Genomic DNA, 19,604 nt, shown 5'->3' on the forward strand with positions numbered 1-19,604 from the left:
TTCTCGTTCGGTGGCTCGGCAACGCAGAACATCGGATGTCTGTCCGCACAGTGTGCCACGGTCGCGGCCGCATGGTGTGGTCTGACCAGGGTGACATAGGATGTCTCGCGCGATCGAGCCTCGACGAAACGGGAGCGGACGATGGGTGAACTGGACGGCCTGACAGCGGTGGTCACCGGCGGTGCGTCGGGCATCGGACTGGCCACGGCACGACTGCTGGCCTCGTCCGGCGCGTCGGTCGGGGTGCTGGACCGTGCCGTCGACGACGCACCCGCCGACCTCTACGCCGTCCAGTGCGACGTCACCGACCCCGACGCCGTCGCCACCGCCGTCACCGCCGTCGCCGACCACTTCGGCGGCCTCGACATCGTCGTCAACAACGCCGGCATCGGCGCCGCCGGCACGGTCGAGGACAACCCCGACGACGAATGGCACCGCGTCTTCGACGTCAACGTCGTCGGCATGGTCCGCGTCACCCGCGCCGCCCTGCCGTTCCTGCGGCGCTCGCAGCACGCCGCCATCGTCAACGTCTGCTCCATCGCCGCCACCGCCGGGCTGCCCCAGCGCGCGCTGTACTCCGCCACCAAGGGCGCCGTCCTCTCTCTCACCCAGGCCATGGCGGCCGACCACCTCCCCGACGGCATCCGCGTCAACGCCGTCAACCCCGGCACCGCCGACACCCCCTGGGTCACCCGCCTCCTCGACGCCGCCCCCGACCCCGCCGCCGAACGCGCCGCGCTCGAGGCCCGCCAGCCCACCGGCCGCCTCGTCCCGCCCGACGACATCGCGGCCGCCATCGCCTACCTCGCCGGCCCGACGGCCGGCTCCGTCACCGGCACGACCATCGCCGTCGACGGAGGCATGCAAGCCCTGCGCCTGCGCAAGTGACCGCGCCGCGCGGTTGCGCGGCCGTAGACTGTCGGGCTGGTGTGCCGGGGTGATGGTCGACGTGGGGGACGACGAGTGGAGTTCGGGGTGCTGGGGCCGGTGCGGGTCCTGGACGATTCCGGCGTCGAGGTCACGCCCGTGGCGGCGAAGCAGGTGTTGTTGCTGACGGTGTTGTTGTGCCATCGCGACGAGGCGGTGCCGGCCGATCGGCTGGCCGATCTGTTGTGGGACGACGCGCCGGTGTCGGCGCGGGCGAACCTGCAGGTGTACGTGCATCGGCTGCGGCACCGGCTGGGGCCGGACCGGATCGTTCTCGGCCCGGCCGGGTACCGGCTGCGGGTCGCCGCGGCCGAGGCCGACGACACCCGGTTCGCACACGCGATCGTGGCCGGGCACCGCCAGCTCGGCGCCGGTGACGCGCGGGCCGCGCACGACACGCTGAGCGCCGCGCTCGACCTGTGGCGTGGCGTCCCCTACGCCGGGCACGAGGACGTCGAACCGGTGCGGGTGCAGGTGGCGCGGCTGAGCGAGCTGCGGCTGGTCGCGCTGGCCGACCGGTTGCGCGCCGACCTCGCCCTGGGCCGGCACGGCGCCGCGGTGGGCGAGCTGGCGGCGCTGGTCGCCGAGCACCCGCTGCGTGAGGAACTGCGCGGGCTGCTGATGCTCGCCCTACACCGCTCCGGACGCTCCGCCGAAGCGCTGCAGACCTACCGCGACGCCCGCCGCACCGCCGTCGACGAACTCGGCCTCGAACCCGGCGCGGACCTACGCGACCTGCACCAGACGATCCTCGCCGACACCGACGCCCCAGCCACCCCCGCCGCCGCCTCGGGCACCTCGGGCGCCCCCTCGGGCGTCGCCTCGGCATCCTCGTCGCCGGGGGTGGTGGCGCCGTCGCAGCTGCCGGCCGCGGAGAGCTCGTTCGTCGGCCGCGACACCCAGCTGCACGAACTGGTCGACCGGCTGCGCGACCGGCCCGGCCCGGACACCCCGGCGGTGGTCGCGATCAGCGGCCTGGGCGGGGTCGGCAAGTCCGCGCTGGCCCGGCAGGCCGCCAACATGGTGGCCGACACGTTCCCCGACGGCCAGCTGTATCTGAATCTGCAGGGGTCGACGCCGGGCGCGGAACCGCTGCCGCCGCGCGACGCGCTGAGCCGGCTGCTGCGCTCGCTGCGTGTCCCCGACCTCGACATCCCCGCCACCACCGACGAAGCCGCCGCCCTGTTCCGCTCCGTCACCGCCGACCGCCACCTGCTGATCGTGCTGGACAACGCCGCCGACACCGCACAGGTCCGGCCACTGCTGCCCGGCCGGTCATCCGGATCGGCCGTCCTCATCACCAGCCGCGCCGTGCTCGGCACCCTCGACGTCGCCTCCCACCTACGGCTCGACGCACTCACCGACACCGACGCCGTCGCGCTCCTGGGCCGGTTGGCCGGCGCCGGCCGCGTCCACGCCGAACCCGACGCCGCCACCGAGATCGCCCACATGTGCGACCGGCTGCCCCTGGCACTGCGCATCGCCGGCGCCCGCCTGCTCGCCCGCCCGGACTGGGCCCTCACCACCCTGCGCGACCGGCTGCACCACAGCACCGCCCGCCTCGACGAACTCGAACACGGCGACCTCGCCGTCCGCGCCAGCTGCGCGGTCGGCTACCTCGCCCTGCCCAAAGACACCGCCCACACCTTCACCACCCTCGGCGCGCTGCACCTGCCCGACGCCACCGCCCCCGTCATCGCCGCCCTCACCGCCCAACCCGTCACCACCACCACCACCCAACTCGACCGCCTCGTCGAGGCCCGCCTCCTCGACACCACCGCACCCGACCGCTACGTCCTGCACGACCTACTGCGCCTCTACGCCCAAGAACGCGCCACCGAGACCCTCACCCCCGCCGAACGCCGCACCGCCCGCCTGCGCGTCGTCCACCACCAACTCGCCACCGCCCGCGCGGCCATGCTGGTACTGGCACCCGGACGGCCGTGGCGACTGGAGACCGGCACCCCCGCCGACGAGGTCACCGAGGCCCCCCTCGATCTCGCCGACAGCGGGGCCGCCGGAGCCTGGGTGCGGGCCGAAGCGACCGCCCTGGTCACCTCCGTCCGCTACGCCGCGACCCTGCCCGACCACGGCCCCGCCCTGGTCACCGGCCTCTCCGCGGTACTCGTCCAGCTCTTCCACACCCAGACCCTCTGGGCCGAGCTCGACACCGTCACCACCATCGCCCTCGACGCCGCCGCACGAGCCGGCCACCCCGCCTGGACCGCCACCGCCCACCACGACGTCGGCATCGCCGCGGCCATCCACGGCCGGCTCGACGACGCCGAGACCCACCTCCAAACCGCACTGCACATCTACGAAGACCTCGCCGACCCCCGCGGCCAGGCACTGGTCGCGGACTCCTTCGGCAACATGTGCTGTCTGGCCGGGCGGTACGCCGACGGCGTCAGGTATCACCGCCGAGCGCTCGCGAACTACCTGGACGCGGGCGACGACCCCCTGGCGGCCCGCACTCGCGGGAACCTCGCCTGGTCGCTGTACCTCCAGGGCGACCACGCCGCCGCCGTCGACGCCTACCAGGACGCTTTGCGAGCCTTCCAGGCGAATGGCGACGAGATCGGCAGGGCCGGGGTCCTGCTCAACCTCAGCCAGCTCCACCTCGACCAGGAACGCCCCGCCGACGCACTCACGACGGCAGGGCAGGCCGCCGAGATCTACGTGCGGTCCGGACACATGCGCCGGCACGTCATGGCCCTCTGGCGACTCGCCACCGCACAACACCGACTCGGCGACGTCGACGCCGCCCGCGCCGGCTGGCGACACGCCCTCGAACTCCTCCGCGAAAGCGGCGCACTCACCGACGACACGATCGACGAGATCATGGCCGCACCCGTCCCCGAACCACCTTCGGTCCTGCGCGAGACCTGACCATCGCCCCCGGCGGCCCTAGATTGGGGCATACGGAGCACAGGGGGGTGGGCCGTGACCAGCGAGTCGTCGGTGATGCTGACCGTGGTGCTCGCGGCCGCCGTGCTGGCCCCGATCATCGCCGACCGGCTCGCGCGCGTCGTCCTGGTGCCGTCGGTCGTCCTGCAGATCGGGCTCGGCATCCTCATCGGGCCGGCCGTCCTGAACTGGGTGCGCGCAACCGGCGTGGTCGACGCGCTGTCCGATCTCGGGCTGGCGTTCCTCATGCTGCTCGCCGGCTACGAACTGGAGTACGCGCGCATCCGCGGCGCACCGCTGCGCGCTGCCGTGTCGGCCTGGTTCGCCTCGCTGGTGCTCGGCATCGGGGTGGGCCTGCTGATCGCCGGCGCCGATGCCGGTCTGGTGATCGCGCTGGCCCTGACCACGACGACGCTCGGTGCGATCCTGCCGGTCATCCGCGACCGCGGACTGCTGCGCACCGAGTTCGGGACCCGTTTCCTCGCCGTCGGCGCGACCGGCGAGTTCCTGCCGATCGTCGCGGTCGCCTTCGCCCTGAGCGGTGAGCGCCCGGCGCACACGACCGCGGTGCTGGTGGTGTTCGCGCTGGTCGCGGCTGGAGCGGCGGCATTGGCCAGGCGCCCGCGGCACCCTGCCGTGGCCCGGCTGGTAACCGTGACGCTCGGGACCAGCGCACAGGTGGCGGTCCGCTTCTGCGTGCTGGTCTCCGTCGCGATGGTGGCGCTGGCCGAGACCCTCGACCTCGATCCCGTGATGGGCGCCTTCGCCTCCGGCGTCGTGATCCATCTGTTCCTGGACACCGGCGTCCCGAGCGAGTCCGACGAGGTGCTGTCGCGACTCGAGGGCATCGGGTTCGGCTTCCTCATCCCGATCTTCTTCATCGTCAGCGGCGTGCGCTTCGACGTCGACGCACTGGCCGACCCGTCGACCCTGGCGCTGGTCCCGGTGTTCCTGGTGCTCTTCCTGGTCGTGCGCGGCGGCCCGACGGCGCTGCTGCAGGCCCGCACCCTCGGCGTACGTCACGCCGCGGCGATGGGCCTGCTGGCGGCGACGGCGCTGCCACTGCTCGTCGTCATCACCCGAATCGCACAGGACGAGGGCGTCCTGTCGTCGGGCATGGCGAGTGCGCTGGTCGGCGCCGGGATGCTGTCGGTCCTGGTCTTCCCCGCGGTCGCCCTGCGACTGCTCGACGGCCGCGCCGCCCGGGACTCACTGGGTCGGTCAGACCCTCACCCGGGCCCCTGAGCGCCGGGCTACATCCTGTGCCTCTCACCTGAGCATCTCGCTCACGCTGCTGCCCTCCGAGCGAGCTCTTGCTCGATCTCGACCACGGCCGCATGCCACGGAACCGGCAGCGGTGTCATCGTCGTCCAGTAGCGGTGTGCGGACCGGACCGCGGAGCTGATGCCCAAAGGCGCCGAGCCAGGCGCCAGGGTCCCCAGAACGCGTCGGATCGCCGCGCCCGCTCCGCGTCCTGAAGGACGGATGCCACTGCCTACCAACAGCGTGGCGGTCCGAAGCGCATCGAGGACGGTGGCCGGCGCCGCGCCGGACAGCTCGCCGAACACGAGCCCAGTCCAATCCTGCGGGTTCCTCGCCCAGGCAAGGCGCTCAAGCCCCGTGCCCAGATCCACTGCGATGGCGTCCGGGTTGTCGACGTTCCAGAGCAGGACGATGTCACCGAGCTCAACGCCTCCATGCCCGAACATGAGGGTGATCCCTGCAACCTCGCGTCGGCGCCATACGTCAAGGCGGCCGGCGAAGCTCAGGTGACGTGCATGGAATCCGAGCCGGGACAGCACGAAGAGCCAGTCGTCGAGGATCGCGCCGTACTCCTCGATCCCCCTGATCGGCTCGATTCGCGACACGTTGACGAACGAGGTGAGATAGCCGTCGACGAGGGCTCCACGGCAGTCTCGCTCGCCTGTGAAGCGCACCACAGGCTGGGTGAGGAAACCCTCGCGATGCGTCACCGGACGTCCGTCCTTGAGCAGCGGATCGAGCGATTGCACAGCCGAGACCATGAGGTCGGTGTCCCGTCCCCAGCGGAGCGGGGCGCAATGGTCGCGCCGCACCCCACGCATCGCGAAAGCGGACTCCAACGTGGCGATGAGTTCCGGCCACGCCAGACGTCGCCGAGGCGGGCAGTAGGTCGTGCCCAGAGCGCGATAGCGGATCTCGAGCCGACCCTCGGCGACGGCGAAGTCCCATCGCGAACCGAGCGAGCGGCGGATCCCCGATAGCAGCCGCTGGGCGATGGCCGCGTCGGGCGTCATCGGAGCATGGACTCGAAGTGACGCCGAGAGTCGAACCGCTTCTGCCCGAGGTCTTGGACCACGACCGGCTCGAGCCCGGCCGCCTCCTCGATGGCCTCCGCCAGAACCCTCGCCGCCGTCTCGTCGTCAACCTCAGGCGCGCAGACCCGCGTGACACCGGTGCGCTCGCAGAGAGCGGCCTGGGCACAAGTTCCGTCCCGCCAGGTCAATGCGGCCACAGGCGTTCCCGCCCGTACTGACTCGCCGAAGACCGCGGCGCCGGCCTCCACGTAGTCACGTGCCTGGGTATAGACGAATACGGATGTCTGGTGGAGTGCGGCCGCCTTCCGGCGGCCCCCTAGCTCACCGGCCCATTCCACATGGTCCGCGGCAAAGAGGCTTCCGTGCGCACGCACGTAGTCGTCGTCGAAGACCGGGCCCACGATGCGTATTCGCCGTCCGAGCAGTTGTGCCGCCCGTACAGCGAGATGCGGAGCCTTCTGCTCGTCCACGCGGCCGAGCCACACGAGGTCGTCGCCCGCGACCGCAGGTGGCTCATGCTCGTCGAGACCGAGGTGCACGGCCAACTCGGCTATCGGCCGGTGGTCCGCATAGCGCTCCATCATCTCCGGCGAGTAGCAGTACAGCCGTGACCTCGCGCCGTCGAAGGTACCCGGCTCGTGCTTGAAGTCCGGCGAGTGCTGGAAGGTGACGACATCGCAGTCGAGCTCCTGCCACGTTCGCATCCATGCCGGGTGGGACGGATATTCGTGACCGACGATCAGGAGGTCGTAGCCAGCCGATCGCAGTGTCCGCAGTTCGGGCCCGTTCGGCGCGAGGGCCTCCAGCCGGATCGGCTGCCGTGTCCAACCCGGCAGGTCCGAACGCCAGCCGGGTCCGATGAGATGGACGTCGGCACCTGCCGCTCGGGCGCCGATGGCCACGGCCCACAGCCAGCGTTCGATACCGCCGTAGGCGACCGGCGGGAAACCGTAGTCGCCAGGAAAGTCGCAGATGCCGACACGCACGATTACTCCAGTTCTCCGCTGGGTGAGATCCGGCGGGCGCCGAGGTACGGAACGAGGGCTTCGGGCAGCAGGATCGATCCGTCGGCTTGTTGCCCCTGCTCCATCAGCGCGGCCATCGTCCTGCCGATCGGCAGACCGGAGCCGTTGAGCGTGGCCGCCAACGTGACCTTCTTGTCAGTGCCACGTGTGCGGATGTTGGCGCGACGGGATTGGAAGGTGCCGAAGTCCGACACCGAGGAGATCTCCCGGTACGTGTTCTGGCTGGGGAACCACACCTCAAGGTCGTACGTGAGCTGGGCGGCGAAACCGAGGTCGCCTGCGGCGAGAACGACGACGCGATAGGCCAGGCCGAGCTCCTGGAGGCACGTCTCGGCGTGACCGACCAGCGCGTCGAGCTCCGCCTGCGCATTGTTCGCCTCGCAGATCCGGACCATCTCGACCTTGTCGAACTGATGCTGCCGGATGAGCCCCCGGGTGTCGCGGCCGTAGGACCCCGCCTCGGACCGGAAGCACGGTGTGTGGGCGGTCACGGCGATGGGGAGATCTCGCGCCGGAATCATCTCATCGGCGTAGAGGTTGGTCAGCGGAACCTCGGCTGTGGGGATCAGGAACAGATCACGATCGGCGACGCCGGTCCTGAACAGATCCTGCTCGAACTTCGGCAGCTGTCCTGTGCCGGTCATCGTCTTGGGAGTGACCAGGTACGGCACCGAGTGCTCGACGTAGCCGTGCCGACGGGTGTGCAGATCCAGGAGAAAGGCCGAGATCGCGCGTTCCATGGCGGCCCCAGCACCTCGTGCGACACGGAACCGCGGGCCGGACAGCTTCGTCGCTCGCGCGAAGTCGAGTATGCCCATGGTCTCCCCCAGTTCGACGTGGTCCCTCGCCTCGAAGGCGAATACCGGAGGGGTCCCGACCTTGCGGATCTCGACGGCGAAGTCGCCGGAATCGCCGTCGGGCGCCCGGTCGTCAGGAATGTTGGGAATGCTCAGCAACAGCTCACGCAGCTGCGCCTGGACGTCGTCGCGTTCCGTCTCGAACTGCCGGATCTGGTCCTTCACCTCACGTGCCCGCTCCTTGAGCTTGGAGATCTCCTCGCCGGCCCGTGCAGCGCTCTGGACCTCGCTCGCCAGCCGCTTGCTCTCCGCCCGCAGATCGTCGACGGAGTGAATGGACCTGTTCCGGCGGCTGTGGAGGGACTCGAGAGCTCGAAGGTCGAGGTCGAATCCGCGACGTGCCAAGCGTCGAACGGCGTCGTCACCCATGTCGATCAGAGTGCGGGCGTCATGCATGAGAGGTGTCCTTCGTCTCCGTCGGCTGGATTGCTCGGTCGACGCTAGCAAGCTGAGGGGCCCCGTCAGGGCCGGAGACGACCAAGGTTGCTGATCTTGACCGGGCGCCGGCGGGATCGTCATTCAGCCGCTGCCGCAGTTGCCCGAGCAACACCTTCATGACGTTGTCCGGCACGGCGAGCGCCTCGACGTATGGCGCCTCGGCGTAGAAGAGTGGCAGGGACTCAGCCGCCGGGCGCGGCCGCATCGTCCAACCGATCAACGAGAACAACAGCCCGTGGCAGACAACGACCCGCGGCGCGGGCCTGAGGAGCGCCGCGGCGGCGCCGCCGACCATTCGCCGCATGGCTTCCCTCTGGGACTCCGACGATCCAGGCGGACGACGATCGCAGCCGTGTTCGCGCAGCCAATGAGCGTACTCCGTGAACGGGTGTCCTTCGAAGTCGCCGTAGTCGAGCTCGTTCAGCCGCCAGTCGATGGCCACGTCCGCCAGCGCATCGGCGAGCAGGGACGCCGTCTGACGAGCTCTGGGGAACTCGCTCGACAGCCATGTCCTCACCAAGCCCGGCGGGAACTGCAGTGCCGCCTGCCTGCACGCTTCGACCCCGTGTTCGTCGAGCGGAAGGGATACCGCCGGGTCACCATTGACGAGGTAGCGGCGGCTGGTGGCCGTCGGCCCGTGGCGCAATACATAAGTGGTCATCGGTGCACCTCCTCGGGTCATCCGGTCAGCTGAGGTGCATACCCTGGGAAACGAGTTCGTCTGTGAGCGACGGGAACTCGGCCAGGGTCTCGGCAACCACCGATTCGACCTTGCCTGGATCGGGCTCGGCGGACGACAGCCGGACCAGGATGCGCCAGGGGCGATCGAGCCGCTTTCCCGTTCGGCTCACGAGGTGCACCTCGGCGTGGCCGCCGGTGAGGTCAAAGAGTCGCGCAGCCAGGCGCCGGGCGGCGATGTTGTACAGCTTGCCCACGTGGTAGACGGGGTTCTTGCCGCTGGCACCCTCAAGATTCATCGGTCGCAGCGGCGTGATGAGGCCGTTGACGCGGTTGCCACGGCCGACCACCCCTTCGTCGCCCGACTCGATGGAGCTCCCGGTGAACGTCAAATAGAGCTCGTCCTTCTGGGGTACGTCTCGAGCGTTGAGGGTGAATCCGACCCGCGTGCCGGGAAGGTCCCTGGCCGCGAGACGGTGACATTCGGCCAGTACGTGGTCGAGGTTCTCCACGTACGCGCGCCGGCCACCGACATGGCTGGACTTCTGCGGGACGCAAAGCACGACATCCGCGGCTTCGCCATCCCAGTAGCCCATGAGTTTGACGTCCGATCCGCACCACGCGTGTGCTCGGGTGAACTCGCTGGGCGCGGAGAAGTGGTCGACGAGTTGGCGCACGAACGACTCGAACTGGTTCTCCGGTGCCCAGCCGGTCCCGAGAGACGTGTCGTTCGCCAGCTTCACGCGACGCTCACGCAGATCGTCGACCGACCGAGGGTTGAACCAGCGCTGACGGTCGGGAACGTCACTGCCCGTGAGGACGGCCCCAGGGCTCGAATTGGTGGTGACGTTGAAGGAGATGTCCAGGTGATCCGAGACCTCCGGGAGCCGTTCGGCGAAGAACGCACGGACCTCCGCCTCGACGATGTCGCGCACCGGTATCAGCTGTTCCCCGCAGGCTGTCGCGGCACGACCGTTGACGAGCACCCGCACGGGTGCCGTCATCCGTCCGCCTCCGTAGCGGACCTCGGAGGACCCGCCGAGCAGGGCTAGCTTGTCGAAGTTGTGGTGCAGGACGGCGCCGAACTCGCGCAGGGTGTAGGCGCTGTACACGCGCGAGAGACGCTCGGCCAGGTGATCGGCCAGGGTGTCCGGATGCCCGAAACCCTTGCGTTCCACGATCGTGGTCGCGTCCGGCCGAGGTACGCCGGTGACGATGACGAGGTGGCTGTCGTCGACTACGGTCGTCGTCCTGGTCATGGCAAGCTCCGTCCGATTGTCGGGCACGAGATTCGAGACCGCCGGCCGGCTGAGAACGCCGCTCGGCGAGGCGGTGACATCCCGTCGATGCGTCGAGTGTGTCCTCGGCCCCGCTTGGTCCGGAACGCACTTCCCCGGCACTAGTACCGAACTTCCACCGAACCGCGGTCGCGTCCGAGGCGCGATGACGCCGAGCTCGCACGCCGGTGCGATGCTTGCGGCATGGCCCAGTTGAACGGGAAACCGATCGGAGTCGATCAGCTCGCGACGCTGGCTCTGGTCCCGTACGGACACTTCACGTCGATGCTGGTCGATCACGGTCGGGTCCGCGGACTCTCCCTGCATCTCCAGCGACTGATCAAGGACTGCCGCGCACTCTTCGGCACCGACCTGGATCCTCAGAATGTGCGCGAGTTCGTCCGGCGGGTCGCGCCGCCCGATCGCGCCTGCGTGGTGCGGGTGACCATCTTCGATCCGGACCTGGAGCTCGGGCATCCGGCGGCAGCATCGGACCCTCAGGTCCTGGTGACCACGCGGCCGGCGAGCGTCGGCAGGTTGCCCGGCCTACGGGTCCGGTCCAGGGTCTACGTCAGAGACCTGCCCCAGGTGAAGAGCGTCGGCTTGTTCGCGACGTTGGTCCACCGCCGCGAAGCGCAACGGTCGGGGTTCGATGACGCGCTGTTCGTCGACTCTCACGGCGTCGTGCTCGAAGGCGGCACTTGGAACCTCGGCTTCGTCGGTGCCGACGACCGGCTGATCTGGCCGGATGGCCCATCACTGACGGGTGTGACGATGCAGTTGCTCAAGGAGGCGGCTGACCACGAAGAACGCGCGGTACGACTTGCCGACGTCCCGTCGATGCGGGCTGCCTTCGCCACCAACGCTGCCATCGGAGTTCGGCCGATTACGGCCATCGACGGTATGGAACTCGCGACCTCTCACCCGGCGATGACGAAGCTCCAGGATACGTATGCCGCCCTGGGCGAAGAACCGTTGTAGTGGACACCTCAACTCAGCCATGAGATTCTTTTGGGTTACCCTCATCCACCCCTGGGGAGTCATCCCATGGCGACAGTCGAACGATGGACGGGACTCGAGACGCGCGCTCTACGTGAAGCGCAGCGAATGAGCATCGAGGCGTTCGCGGCGCATCTGGGCGTCAGCGACCGAATGGTTTCGAAATGGGAGGCGCGGGGCGGCACGATCAACCTCAGACCGGTCAATCAAGCCGCATTGGACACCGCCCTCGCGAGTTCCCCTCCAGACGCCCGTGCCCGATTTCTCAGACTGACGGACTCGCTCGGCTCGGTGTTCCAGCCCGGTCGCACGCCACATCTGACCGCCCCGAACCGTCCCCGCTGGCGCCACCCCACCGACGCCAAGCAGATGACCCTCGTCGGCGACGGTTACTACCTCTCCGGAACCGGCGACGTCCCGACGCACCTCATTGCCTTCTACATCGATGTTCATCCGGTCACCAACGCCGAGTACGAGCGGTTCGTGCGCGCGACTGGGCACCGAGCGCCCGATCACTGGCGCCTGAGCCAGCCACCCGCCGACCATCCCGTCGTCTACGTGTCCTGGCGGGATGCGGCGGCCTACGCAGCCTGGGCAGGCAAGTCGCTGCCGACGGGACGACAGTGGGAGAAGGCCGCCAGAGGACCGAACGGCCAGGCGTATCCGTGGGGTGAGCAGCCGACGCCGGCGAAATGCAATACGCGTGAGACCCGCATCGGCACGACGACGCCCGTCGACCGGTTCCACAGCGGCGTGAGCCCGTACGACGTCTACGACCTGTGCGGCAATGCATGGGAGTGGACCTCGACGGAGTCCGAGCCGGCCAGGTACGAGTTGAAGGGCGGAGCGTGGACGAGTCCCTTCGCCCGGGCACTCCCCTCAGCGTTCAATGACGCGTCGGCCGACATGCGCGACGACGACACCGGCTTTCGATGTGTGGCCCCAGCGGCGGGCGACGCGTGGGTGTCAGCCGACGAGCAGGGCGGTGGCGACGGCGGCCAGGCCCTCGCCGCGGCCGGTGAGGCCGAGGCCGTCGGTGGTGGTGCCGCTGACACTGACCGGTGCGCCGATCGCCGCGGAGAGCGCCGCCTGCGCTTCGTCGCGACGGGTGCCGATGCGCGGGCGGATGCCGATGACCTGAACTGACGCGTTGCCGATCGTGAACGACGCGGCGCGGACGAGCCGTGCGGTCTCGCCGAGCAGCGCGACGCCGGAGGCGCCGGCCCATTCCGGGCGGTCGGTGCCGAAGACGGCGCCGAGGTCGCCCAGGCCCGCGGCGGACAACAGCGCGTCGCAGACGGCGTGAGCGGCGACGTCGCCGTCGGAGTGGCCGACCGGGCCGGCCGGCTCGTCCGGCCAGTGCAGCCCGGCCACCCAGCAGGGGCGCCCGGGCTCGATGCGGTGGACGTCGACGCCCAGCCCGACCCGCGGAGTCATACCGCGGCCTCCCGCCGGGCCAGCACGGTCTCAGCCAGCAGCAGGTCCTGCGGGCGGGTGACCTTGAACGCGTCGGTGTGACCGGCGACGACGAAGACGGGCAGGCCGATGCGCTCGACCAGCGCGCCGTCGTCGGGAGCGTCGGTGTCGCCGCGTTCGACGGCGGCGGCGTGCGCGCGCTCGAGCACGGCGCGGCGGAAGCCCTGCGGGGTCTGGACGGCCCGCAGCGCGGCGCGGTCCGGCGTGGCCGTGACCCGGCCGGCGTGGTCGACCACCTTGAGGGTGTCGACCACCGGCAGGCCCGGGATGACGGCGTCGTGCCCGGCCAGGACGTCGGCCGCGACGGCGTCGAACAGTTCGGACGGAGCCAGGCAGCGGGCGGCGTCGTGCACCAGCACGACCTCGGTGTCGTCGGGCAGCGCGGCCAGCCCGTTCGCGACCGAGTGCTGCCGCGTCGCACCACCGGGGACGACCGCGACCGCGCCGGCCAGGGCGGGATCGTCGTCCATGCCGTCCGGCGCCACGACGACGACGTGCGCCACCCGGGCGGCGCCGGAGGCGGCCCGCAACGCATGCCAGATCAGGGGACGTCCGCCGACCTCGACGAACGCCTTCGGGCGACCTTCGCCCAGCCGCTCACCACGACCGGCGGCGACCACGATGCACGCAACGCTCACGACGGGATCATGCCCCGTTCGATGCGCGCGTGTCAGCCCGCGAGGACCTCGTCGAGCAGGGTCTCGGCCTTGTCCTCGTTCGTGTTCTCGGCCAGAGCCAGCTCGGAGACGAGCACCTGACGGGCCTTGGCCAGCATGCGCTTCTCGCCCGCGGACAGCCCGCGGTCGCGCTCGCGCCGCCAGAGATCGCGGACGACCTCGGCGACCTTGATGACATCACCGGATGCCAGCTTCTCGAGGTTCGCCTTGTACCGGCGCGACCAGTTGGTGGGCTCTTCGGTGTGCGGCATGCGCAGCACCTCGAAGACTCGATCGAGCCCTTCCTGGTTCACGACATCGCGTACGCCGACGAGGTCGACGTTGTCAGCCGGGACGCGAACGGTCAGGTCACCTTGCGTGACCTTCAGGACGAGGTACTGGCGTTCCTCTCCTTTGATGACCCGGGACTCGATCGCCTCGATGAGCGCGGCCCCGTGATGGGGGTAGACAACCGTTTCGCCGACCTTGAAAGTCATGTGTTCCTGTCCCCTTTCCCCCACCGATGATAGCACGATTTTCACGACTCGGATAAGCATTTGCGCTGGTCAGCGCCAGTGGTAGGGGTTGACAAATCGCCATTCGGCGTGCTGCGGTCACTCGTCATACACCTTCGGCACTCGTTCCGGAGTGTCCGCTTCACCCTTTTCCAAGGTCGTCGATCTTGTCGTCCCACCAGGTAGGAGCGGGTGCCGGTGACCAGGCGCCGAGACGCCGCCGGTACGCTGGTCCGCGGTCTGTCCACTGTGAGCGCGCTTTTCGAGGAGCACGTGGTGAAGGTTGCTGTCCGGCGTCTGGTTCTCGCCGCCACCCCCGTCCTGGTGCTGGGCGCGGCCGGCTGCAGCATCCACGAGCAGACCCAGCGGTGGTACCCGGCCGACAACGGCGCCAACGCCGAGGCAGGCGACATCGGCCTGCGCAACGTCCAGGTGGTGTCCGACGGCGAGGGCACGGCCACCGTCATCGCCACGCTGACCAACCGCGGCGCCAGCGACGACGAACTGGTCGAGGTGGTCATCGGCGAGGTGAACGCCGAGCTCGCCGACGGCCCGGTCGACGTCCCGGTCCGCGGCGTCGCCGACCTCGGGCCCGACGCCGACCGTGTCGACGGCTTCGATGTCGAGGCCGACCCCGGCCACACCATCACCGTCGAGTTCCGCTTCGGCAACGCGCCCCGCACCACCGTCGAGGCGCTCGTGCGGCCGGCCGAGGGCGCCTACGCCGAGGCGCTGCCGGACGCTCCGGCCGAGGAGCCCACGAACGAGCCCACCGGCGAGGTCACGGCGACGCCCGCCGGCGAGCCGACCGACCAGCCGACCGAGGAGCCGACGGGCACCGAGACGCCGTCGGAGTGACCGGCCTCAGCCGAACCTGAGGCCCAGCCCCGGCGCCGTCGCCGCGGTCAGCCGGGCGTTCTCGATGACGACGCCGCTCGGCTCGGCGAGGCAGCCCAGCGCGGCGAACGAGGCGTCCTCGACGTCCTCGACCAGTGTGGCCTCGGGCAGCGTCAGCGCCAGCTGACCGGACAGCTCCGGCAGCAGGTGCGGCGCGACGCTCACTCCGTACGTCCGGGCCAGCGCGACGATGCGCAGGAACGGCGTGATGCCGCCGACCCGCACGACGTTGGGCTGCACGACGTCGCAGGCGCCGGCGTCGAGCAGGTCCCGGAAGCGGTGGACGGTGTGCGCGTTCTCGCCGAGCGCGATCGGCACGTCCACCGCACGACGCAGTTGCGCGTAGGCCCAGGTCGCGTCCGCCAGCAGCGGCTCCTCGACCCAGAACAGGTCGTACGGCGCCAGGGCCGCGATCGCCCGCCGGGCCGTGGGCAGGTCCCAGCGCTGGTTCGCATCGACCATGAGCCGCCGCCGCGGCCCGATGACCTCGCGGACCGCCGCCACCCGCTCGACGTCCTCGTCCAGGTCCGGGCGGCCGACCTTCATCTTGACCGCGTCGTGTCCGGCCGCCACCCACCGCTCGGCCTGAGCGACCAGCTCGTCCAGCGGGTAGTGCCGGTTGACGCCGCTGCCGTACACCTCGACCGACTCGTGGCGTCGGCCGAGCAGGTCGGCCAGACCGAGTCCGGCCCTGCGGCCGCGCAGGTCCCAGAGCGCGAGGTCGACGCCCGCCATGGCGATGGTCGTGACGCCACCGCTGCCGGCCTCGTGCAGGTGCCGCCACAGCCCGTCCCAGACGACCTCCGGCTCGGCCGGCCGCCCCACCAGCCATGCCGCGATGTCCTGCGTGAGCAGTGCGTGCACGGCACCGGCGCCGATGGTGGGCGTCCAGCCGAACCCGCGTCCCTCCACGCCGTCGGACGTCGTCAGCACGACCTCGACGACGTGCAGGCACGGCACGTCGGGGCCCCACGGCCGGCGCAGCGGCAGCCGGATCACCCGCGCGGTGAGTGCGGCGATCGCGCTCATCGCAGCTCCGTGCGCCAGCTGCGCTCCGGTTTCCAGCCGAGCAGGCGTTCGGCGGCGGCGTTGCGGAACGCCGACTCCGTGCCGGCCAGGACGTCCGCGCCGCCGGCGGTGCCGGGGTGGAAGCGCGGCAGCAGCTCGGCCAGCGGCTCACGGGCCAGCGCGTCGGCGGCTCCGACGAAGAACGTCTCGCCGTTCGGCACGTCCTCGGCGCGGCGCAGCAGCACCTCGACGAACTCGGCGGCGTCGCGGGCGTCGACGTAGTTGAACAGCGACCCCGCCGCCAGAGCCGGGTCGTCCAGCCGCTCGCGGACGGTGTGCCCCTGCTGCGTCGGTGCGCCGGCCCACTCGTCCTCGGCGATCACGTAGCAGGGCCGGATCGCGCTGAGCCGCATGCGGTCGCCGGCCTGGGCGGTGAACATCCGCATCACGTGCTCGGCCATCAGCTTGGACAGCCCGTAGGCGTTCCATGGCCGCACCGGGTGCGCCTCGTCGATCGGCAGGTACGCCGGCGCCCAGCCGGTCGGCGCGCCGTACCCGACCACCGTCGGGCTGCTGGCGACGACGACGTTCCGGGCACCGGCGTCGAGCGCGGACCGGCAGACGTTGTAGGCCAGCGCGGTGTTGGTGCGAAGGATCTCCCGCTCGGGCCGGCTGAACGGGACGGCGATCGCGGCCAGGTGGACGACCGCCTCCGGCCGCACCCGCGCGAGCGCCCAGCTGGCCTCGTCGACCACGGTGAGGTCGGCGGCGAACCAGTGCTCGCGATGCTGGCTCGGCGCGCGCAGGTCGACGCTGACGACGTCGTGCCCAGCCTCCAGCAGTCCCTGGACGACGCTCTCGCCGAGTCGCCCGGAACCGCCCGTGACCAGGACCCTCATGGCGTGCTCGCAGGACGCGGCCGCAGCTCGTCGGTGCGCAGCGGCAGGCCGAGGCTCGCCACGGCCACCGGTCCCCCGGTGGCCAGCGACTCGTTGCCGGCCAGCCCGACGGCGACACTGCGGAAGCCGTCGACGGTGCCCGCGGGCCGGCCGAGCGGATCGTCGCCGGGACCGCGGAACACGTCGTCCAGCAGCAGCCGGTCACCGCCGCCATGTCCATGAGCACCGTGCGGGCTGTCCGGCACCGGCACCTCGACGGCCGGCTCCCAGTGCCGCTGCAGCACGATCCGGGTGCCCTTGCGACGGACCCGCTCGGCGTCGTCACCCGCGTCGCGCGCCTTGTGCGCCGACTCGACCACCTCGATCTCGAGCCGCCCGGCGGTGCCGTTGAAGGCGACCCGATACCCCTCCCACGGCGAGTGCGCGTTCAGCGTGTAGCTCAGGCTGGCACCGCGCTCGTACCCGACGAGGACGTTGAGGTTGTCCTCGATGGTGATGCCCTCGCCGAACACGTCCTGGTCGCGGACGTAGCCGTCGTCGGCCTCGGCCTCCAGGTACAGCCGCCGCAGGGTGTCGTCGGCGGCGAGGTCGAGAGCGAACGGGTCGGCGGCCCGGCCGGCGTCGTCGCGGCTGCGCACCGGCCGGTCGCCGAGACCGCGTGCCTTCGCGTTCTCGGCCCCGTAGAACCGCAGCCCGCCGAGCGCGAACACCGTGGCGGGCACGTCGTCGAGCCACCAGTTCACCAGGTCGAAGTGGTGCGTCGCCTTGTGCACCAGCAGTCCGCCGGAGCGGTCCTTCTCGCGGTGCCACCGGCGGAAGTAGTCGGCGCCGTGCGAGGTGTCGAGCACCCATTCGAAGTGCACCGACGTGACGTCGCCGATCGCGCCGTCGAGGATCAGCTGCTTCACCGTCGAGTTGCGCGGGGAGTAGCGGTAGTTGAACGTCATGACGAGTCCGGCCGGCGACTCGCGGGCGGCGTCGGCGATGGCTCGTGCCTTGTCGACGTCGACGGTCAGCGGCTTCTCGACCACGACGTCGCTGCCGTGCTCGAGCGCCGCGACCACGTAGCGGTCGTGGGTCCAGTCCGGCGATGTGACGATGACGCCGTCGGGCCGCACCTCCTCGAGCAGCGCGCCGAAGTCGTCGGGACCGTAGCGCCTCGGAAGCGGCGCGTCGGGACCGTTCGCGGCGCGCACCCGCTCGTCGTAGTACGACATCCGGGTCGCGTTGACGTCGCACCAGGCGACCGGAGCTCCGACGTCGGCATGGGTGGTGAGCAGGGCGTCGACGTACATCTGCGCCCTGCTGCCGGTGCCGACGACGGCGTAGCGCCGCGGGCCGCCGCCGGGGATCGTTGCGTTCACTGCCACTCCATCTGCTGGTGGGTACGAACGACGAGGACGGGGCACCGTCAGCCGGTGGCCGCCTCGACCTCGCTGATGAACTGCTCGGCCGCCTCGTCGGGGCTGAGCCGGTCGAAGAGGACCTCGATGTTGAGGCGCTTGATGATGTCGACGACCTGGCCGGCGCCGATCGGCGGAGCGGGCGGTGCGTCGACGACGTCCTCCTGGATCTCGTCCAGGTACTCGGCCTCGGCCACCTGGTGCTCGTCCAGGTCGGCGAGGATCCGCTCGCGCTGCTCGAGGTTGGCCGGCAGACCCCGGTCGGAGCGGATGGCATCGATCGCCGCGGGGTCGTTGAGCAGGAAGTCGACCAGCATGGCGGCCTCCTCCGGGTGCGCGGTGCGGGCGGACACGGAGTAGTGCATGGCGGGCTTGTAGTAGTTGCCGGTGCGCTCGCGCTCGTGCTCACCGGGCGGCCGCAGCAGTTGCAGCTCGGTGCCGGACGCGCCGGACAGCGCCGCCAGCGTGTTGCTCCAGTACCAGGCCATGGCGGCCCGGTTGGTGCCCAGCAGCGTCTGCTCCGGAGAACCGGTGTCCTGTTGCTCGGCCGACATCGTGGCCTGCGGCGCGCCGCCGCCGTCGCGCAACTGCAGGGAGTACTCCCACCACTGCGCCAGCGTCGCGGGGTCGAAGGCCAGCTCGCCGTTCGCGTCGTACATCTCCTGGCCGTGCTGCCGGGCCAGGATCTTCAGGCCGGCCTCGTTGCCGCCGTAGTCCATGGCGCCGAAGACCTCACCGGCGGTCGCCGCGGTGATCTCGTTCGCGATGCGGATGTAGTCGTCCCAGGTCCAGGTGGTGTCGTCGGGCAGGTCGACGCCGGCCTGCGCGAACAGCTCCGGGTTGGCGTACACGACGTAGGCGTTGACGCCGCTCGGCACGCCGAACAGCCCGCCGTCGACCTCGCCGCTACCGGTGACCAGCGGATCCAGCTGCGAGAGATCGATGGTGTCCTCGTACTCGGAGAGGTCCAGCAGCGCGCCGCGTCCGGCGTACTCGCGCAGGAACCGTTCCTCCTGGGTGATGACGTCCGGCGCGTCGCCCGCCGCGACCTGCGTCGCCAGCCGGTCCCAGTAGCCGCTCCACTCGATGTACTCGCCCTGCACGTCGATGTCGGGGTGCTGCTCCTCGAACGCCGCGATCGCGGCCTCGGTCAGCTCGCGCCGCTCGTCGCTGCCCCACCACGCGAACCGCAGGGTCACCTGCTCGTCCGAGCCGGCCGCGTCGCCGTCGCCACCGCCGTCGCCGCCGCCACCGCAGCTGGCAGCCAGCAACGCCACGGCGAGCACGCCGGCCAGGGAGGTCCTTCTCGGTCTGCCGCTCATCTCCATCCCACTCCTTCGGGGTC

At 70.7% G+C, this 19,604-nt stretch carries 17 protein-coding genes and 1 pseudogene; 6 read left to right on the forward strand and 12 right to left on the reverse strand.

Annotated features, from left to right (window positions below):
• The first annotated feature begins 141 nt into the window (after positions 1-141).
• From DZA62_RS14515 to DZA62_RS14525, 3 genes are all read left to right on the forward strand, one after another.
• Positions 142-888, forward strand: a complete 747-nt coding sequence (locus tag DZA62_RS14515; RefSeq protein ID WP_116949612.1) for an SDR family NAD(P)-dependent oxidoreductase — start codon at positions 142-144, stop codon at positions 886-888.
• A gap of 75 nt (positions 889-963) precedes the next feature.
• Positions 964-3,816 carry an AfsR/SARP family transcriptional regulator gene (locus DZA62_RS37220; RefSeq protein WP_157987683.1) on the forward strand — a complete coding sequence of 951 codons (2,853 nt, stop codon included), beginning with the start codon at positions 964-966 and terminating at the stop codon, positions 3,814-3,816.
• Positions 3,817-3,870: 54 nt separating this feature from the next.
• A complete protein-coding gene (locus tag DZA62_RS14525) occupies positions 3,871-5,079 on the forward strand; it encodes a cation:proton antiporter (protein WP_198663770.1) in 1,209 nt (402 codons plus the stop codon).
• 41 nt (positions 5,080-5,120) lie between these two features.
• Here DZA62_RS14525 and DZA62_RS14530 read toward each other — a convergent pair whose 3' ends face one another.
• From DZA62_RS14530 to DZA62_RS14550, 5 genes are read right to left on the reverse strand one after another with little or no spacing between them, the layout of a single operon-like run.
• On the reverse strand, positions 5,121-6,110 hold the full coding sequence (locus tag DZA62_RS14530; RefSeq protein ID WP_116949614.1) for a hypothetical protein: 990 nt from the start codon (positions 6,108-6,110) through the stop codon (positions 5,121-5,123).
• Complete coding sequence (locus tag DZA62_RS14535; protein ID WP_116949615.1) at positions 6,107-7,117, reverse strand: glycosyltransferase; 1,011 nt, start codon at positions 7,115-7,117, stop codon at positions 6,107-6,109. Before DZA62_RS14535 ends, DZA62_RS14530 begins: the two co-directional genes overlap by 4 nt.
• A 2-nt stretch (positions 7,118-7,119) precedes the next feature.
• Positions 7,120-8,409 carry a serine--tRNA ligase gene (gene serS / locus DZA62_RS14540; protein ID WP_116949616.1) on the reverse strand — a complete coding sequence of 430 codons (1,290 nt, stop codon included), beginning with the start codon at positions 8,407-8,409 and terminating at the stop codon, positions 7,120-7,122.
• Positions 8,402-9,112, reverse strand: coding sequence for a histidine phosphatase family protein (locus tag DZA62_RS14545; RefSeq protein WP_116949617.1), 711 nt, complete (start codon positions 9,110-9,112; stop codon positions 8,402-8,404). Before DZA62_RS14545 ends, serS begins: the two co-directional genes overlap by 8 nt.
• Positions 9,113-9,137: 25 nt before the next feature.
• Positions 9,138-10,388: a methionine adenosyltransferase gene (locus tag DZA62_RS14550; protein ID WP_116949618.1), complete on the reverse strand. Its 1,251-nt coding sequence runs from the start codon at positions 10,386-10,388 to the stop codon at positions 9,138-9,140.
• 222 nt (positions 10,389-10,610) lie between these two features.
• On the opposite strand from DZA62_RS14550, the gene DZA62_RS14555 reads away from it, so the two are divergent.
• Together DZA62_RS14555 and DZA62_RS37225 are read left to right on the forward strand one after the other, a co-directional pair.
• The gene (locus DZA62_RS14555) at positions 10,611-11,387 is read left to right on the forward strand and encodes an aminotransferase class IV family protein (RefSeq protein WP_116949619.1); all 777 of its coding nucleotides are present in this window, start codon (positions 10,611-10,613) and stop codon (positions 11,385-11,387) included.
• Positions 11,388-11,453: 66 nt separating this feature from the next.
• Positions 11,454-12,284: pseudogene (locus tag DZA62_RS37225) on the forward strand (SUMF1/EgtB/PvdO family nonheme iron enzyme); the annotation flags it as partial.
• An 87-nt stretch (positions 12,285-12,371) separates the two neighbouring features.
• Here the strand turns inward: DZA62_RS37225 and ispF are convergent.
• The 3 genes from ispF to DZA62_RS14575 are packed head-to-tail and all read right to left on the reverse strand — an operon-like array spanning position 12,372 to position 14,034.
• Positions 12,372-12,842: a 2-C-methyl-D-erythritol 2,4-cyclodiphosphate synthase gene (gene ispF / locus DZA62_RS14565; RefSeq protein ID WP_116949620.1), complete on the reverse strand. Its 471-nt coding sequence runs from the start codon at positions 12,840-12,842 to the stop codon at positions 12,372-12,374.
• Complete coding sequence (ispD, locus tag DZA62_RS14570) at positions 12,839-13,519, reverse strand: 2-C-methyl-D-erythritol 4-phosphate cytidylyltransferase (protein ID WP_198663771.1); 681 nt, start codon at positions 13,517-13,519, stop codon at positions 12,839-12,841. The genes ispF and ispD overlap by 4 nt, the downstream gene beginning before the upstream one ends.
• Before the next feature lie 32 nt (positions 13,520-13,551).
• Positions 13,552-14,034, reverse strand: coding sequence for a CarD family transcriptional regulator (locus DZA62_RS14575; protein WP_026877634.1), 483 nt, complete (start codon positions 14,032-14,034; stop codon positions 13,552-13,554).
• Between the two features lie 294 nt (positions 14,035-14,328).
• Here DZA62_RS14575 and DZA62_RS14580 point away from each other — a divergent pair, with 294 nt between their 5' ends.
• Positions 14,329-14,910 (forward strand): PT domain-containing protein, encoded by a 582-nt coding sequence (locus tag DZA62_RS14580; RefSeq protein WP_157987684.1) that lies wholly within the window; start codon positions 14,329-14,331, stop codon positions 14,908-14,910.
• 6 nt (positions 14,911-14,916) lie between these two features.
• On the opposite strand, the gene DZA62_RS14585 is transcribed toward DZA62_RS14580, so the two are convergent.
• From DZA62_RS14585 to DZA62_RS14600, 4 genes are read right to left on the reverse strand one after another with little or no spacing between them, the layout of a single operon-like run.
• Positions 14,917-15,978 (reverse strand): mandelate racemase/muconate lactonizing enzyme family protein, encoded by a 1,062-nt coding sequence (locus DZA62_RS14585; protein ID WP_116949623.1) that lies wholly within the window; start codon positions 15,976-15,978, stop codon positions 14,917-14,919.
• Positions 15,975-16,856: an NAD-dependent epimerase/dehydratase family protein gene (locus DZA62_RS14590; RefSeq protein WP_116949624.1), complete on the reverse strand. Its 882-nt coding sequence runs from the start codon at positions 16,854-16,856 to the stop codon at positions 15,975-15,977. The genes DZA62_RS14585 and DZA62_RS14590 overlap by 4 nt, the downstream gene beginning before the upstream one ends.
• A complete protein-coding gene (locus tag DZA62_RS14595) occupies positions 16,853-18,226 on the reverse strand; it encodes a Gfo/Idh/MocA family protein (RefSeq protein WP_408618814.1) in 1,374 nt (457 codons plus the stop codon). Before DZA62_RS14595 ends, DZA62_RS14590 begins: the two co-directional genes overlap by 4 nt.
• Positions 18,227-18,267: 41 nt before the next feature.
• Positions 18,268-19,581, reverse strand: a complete 1,314-nt coding sequence (locus DZA62_RS14600; protein ID WP_198663773.1) for an ABC transporter substrate-binding protein — start codon at positions 19,579-19,581, stop codon at positions 18,268-18,270.
• Positions 19,582-19,604 lie beyond the last annotated feature (23 nt).

It is taken from the genome of Jiangella endophytica (genome assembly GCF_003427025.1).
GTDB lineage: Bacteria > Actinomycetota > Actinomycetes > Jiangellales > Jiangellaceae > Jiangella > Jiangella endophytica.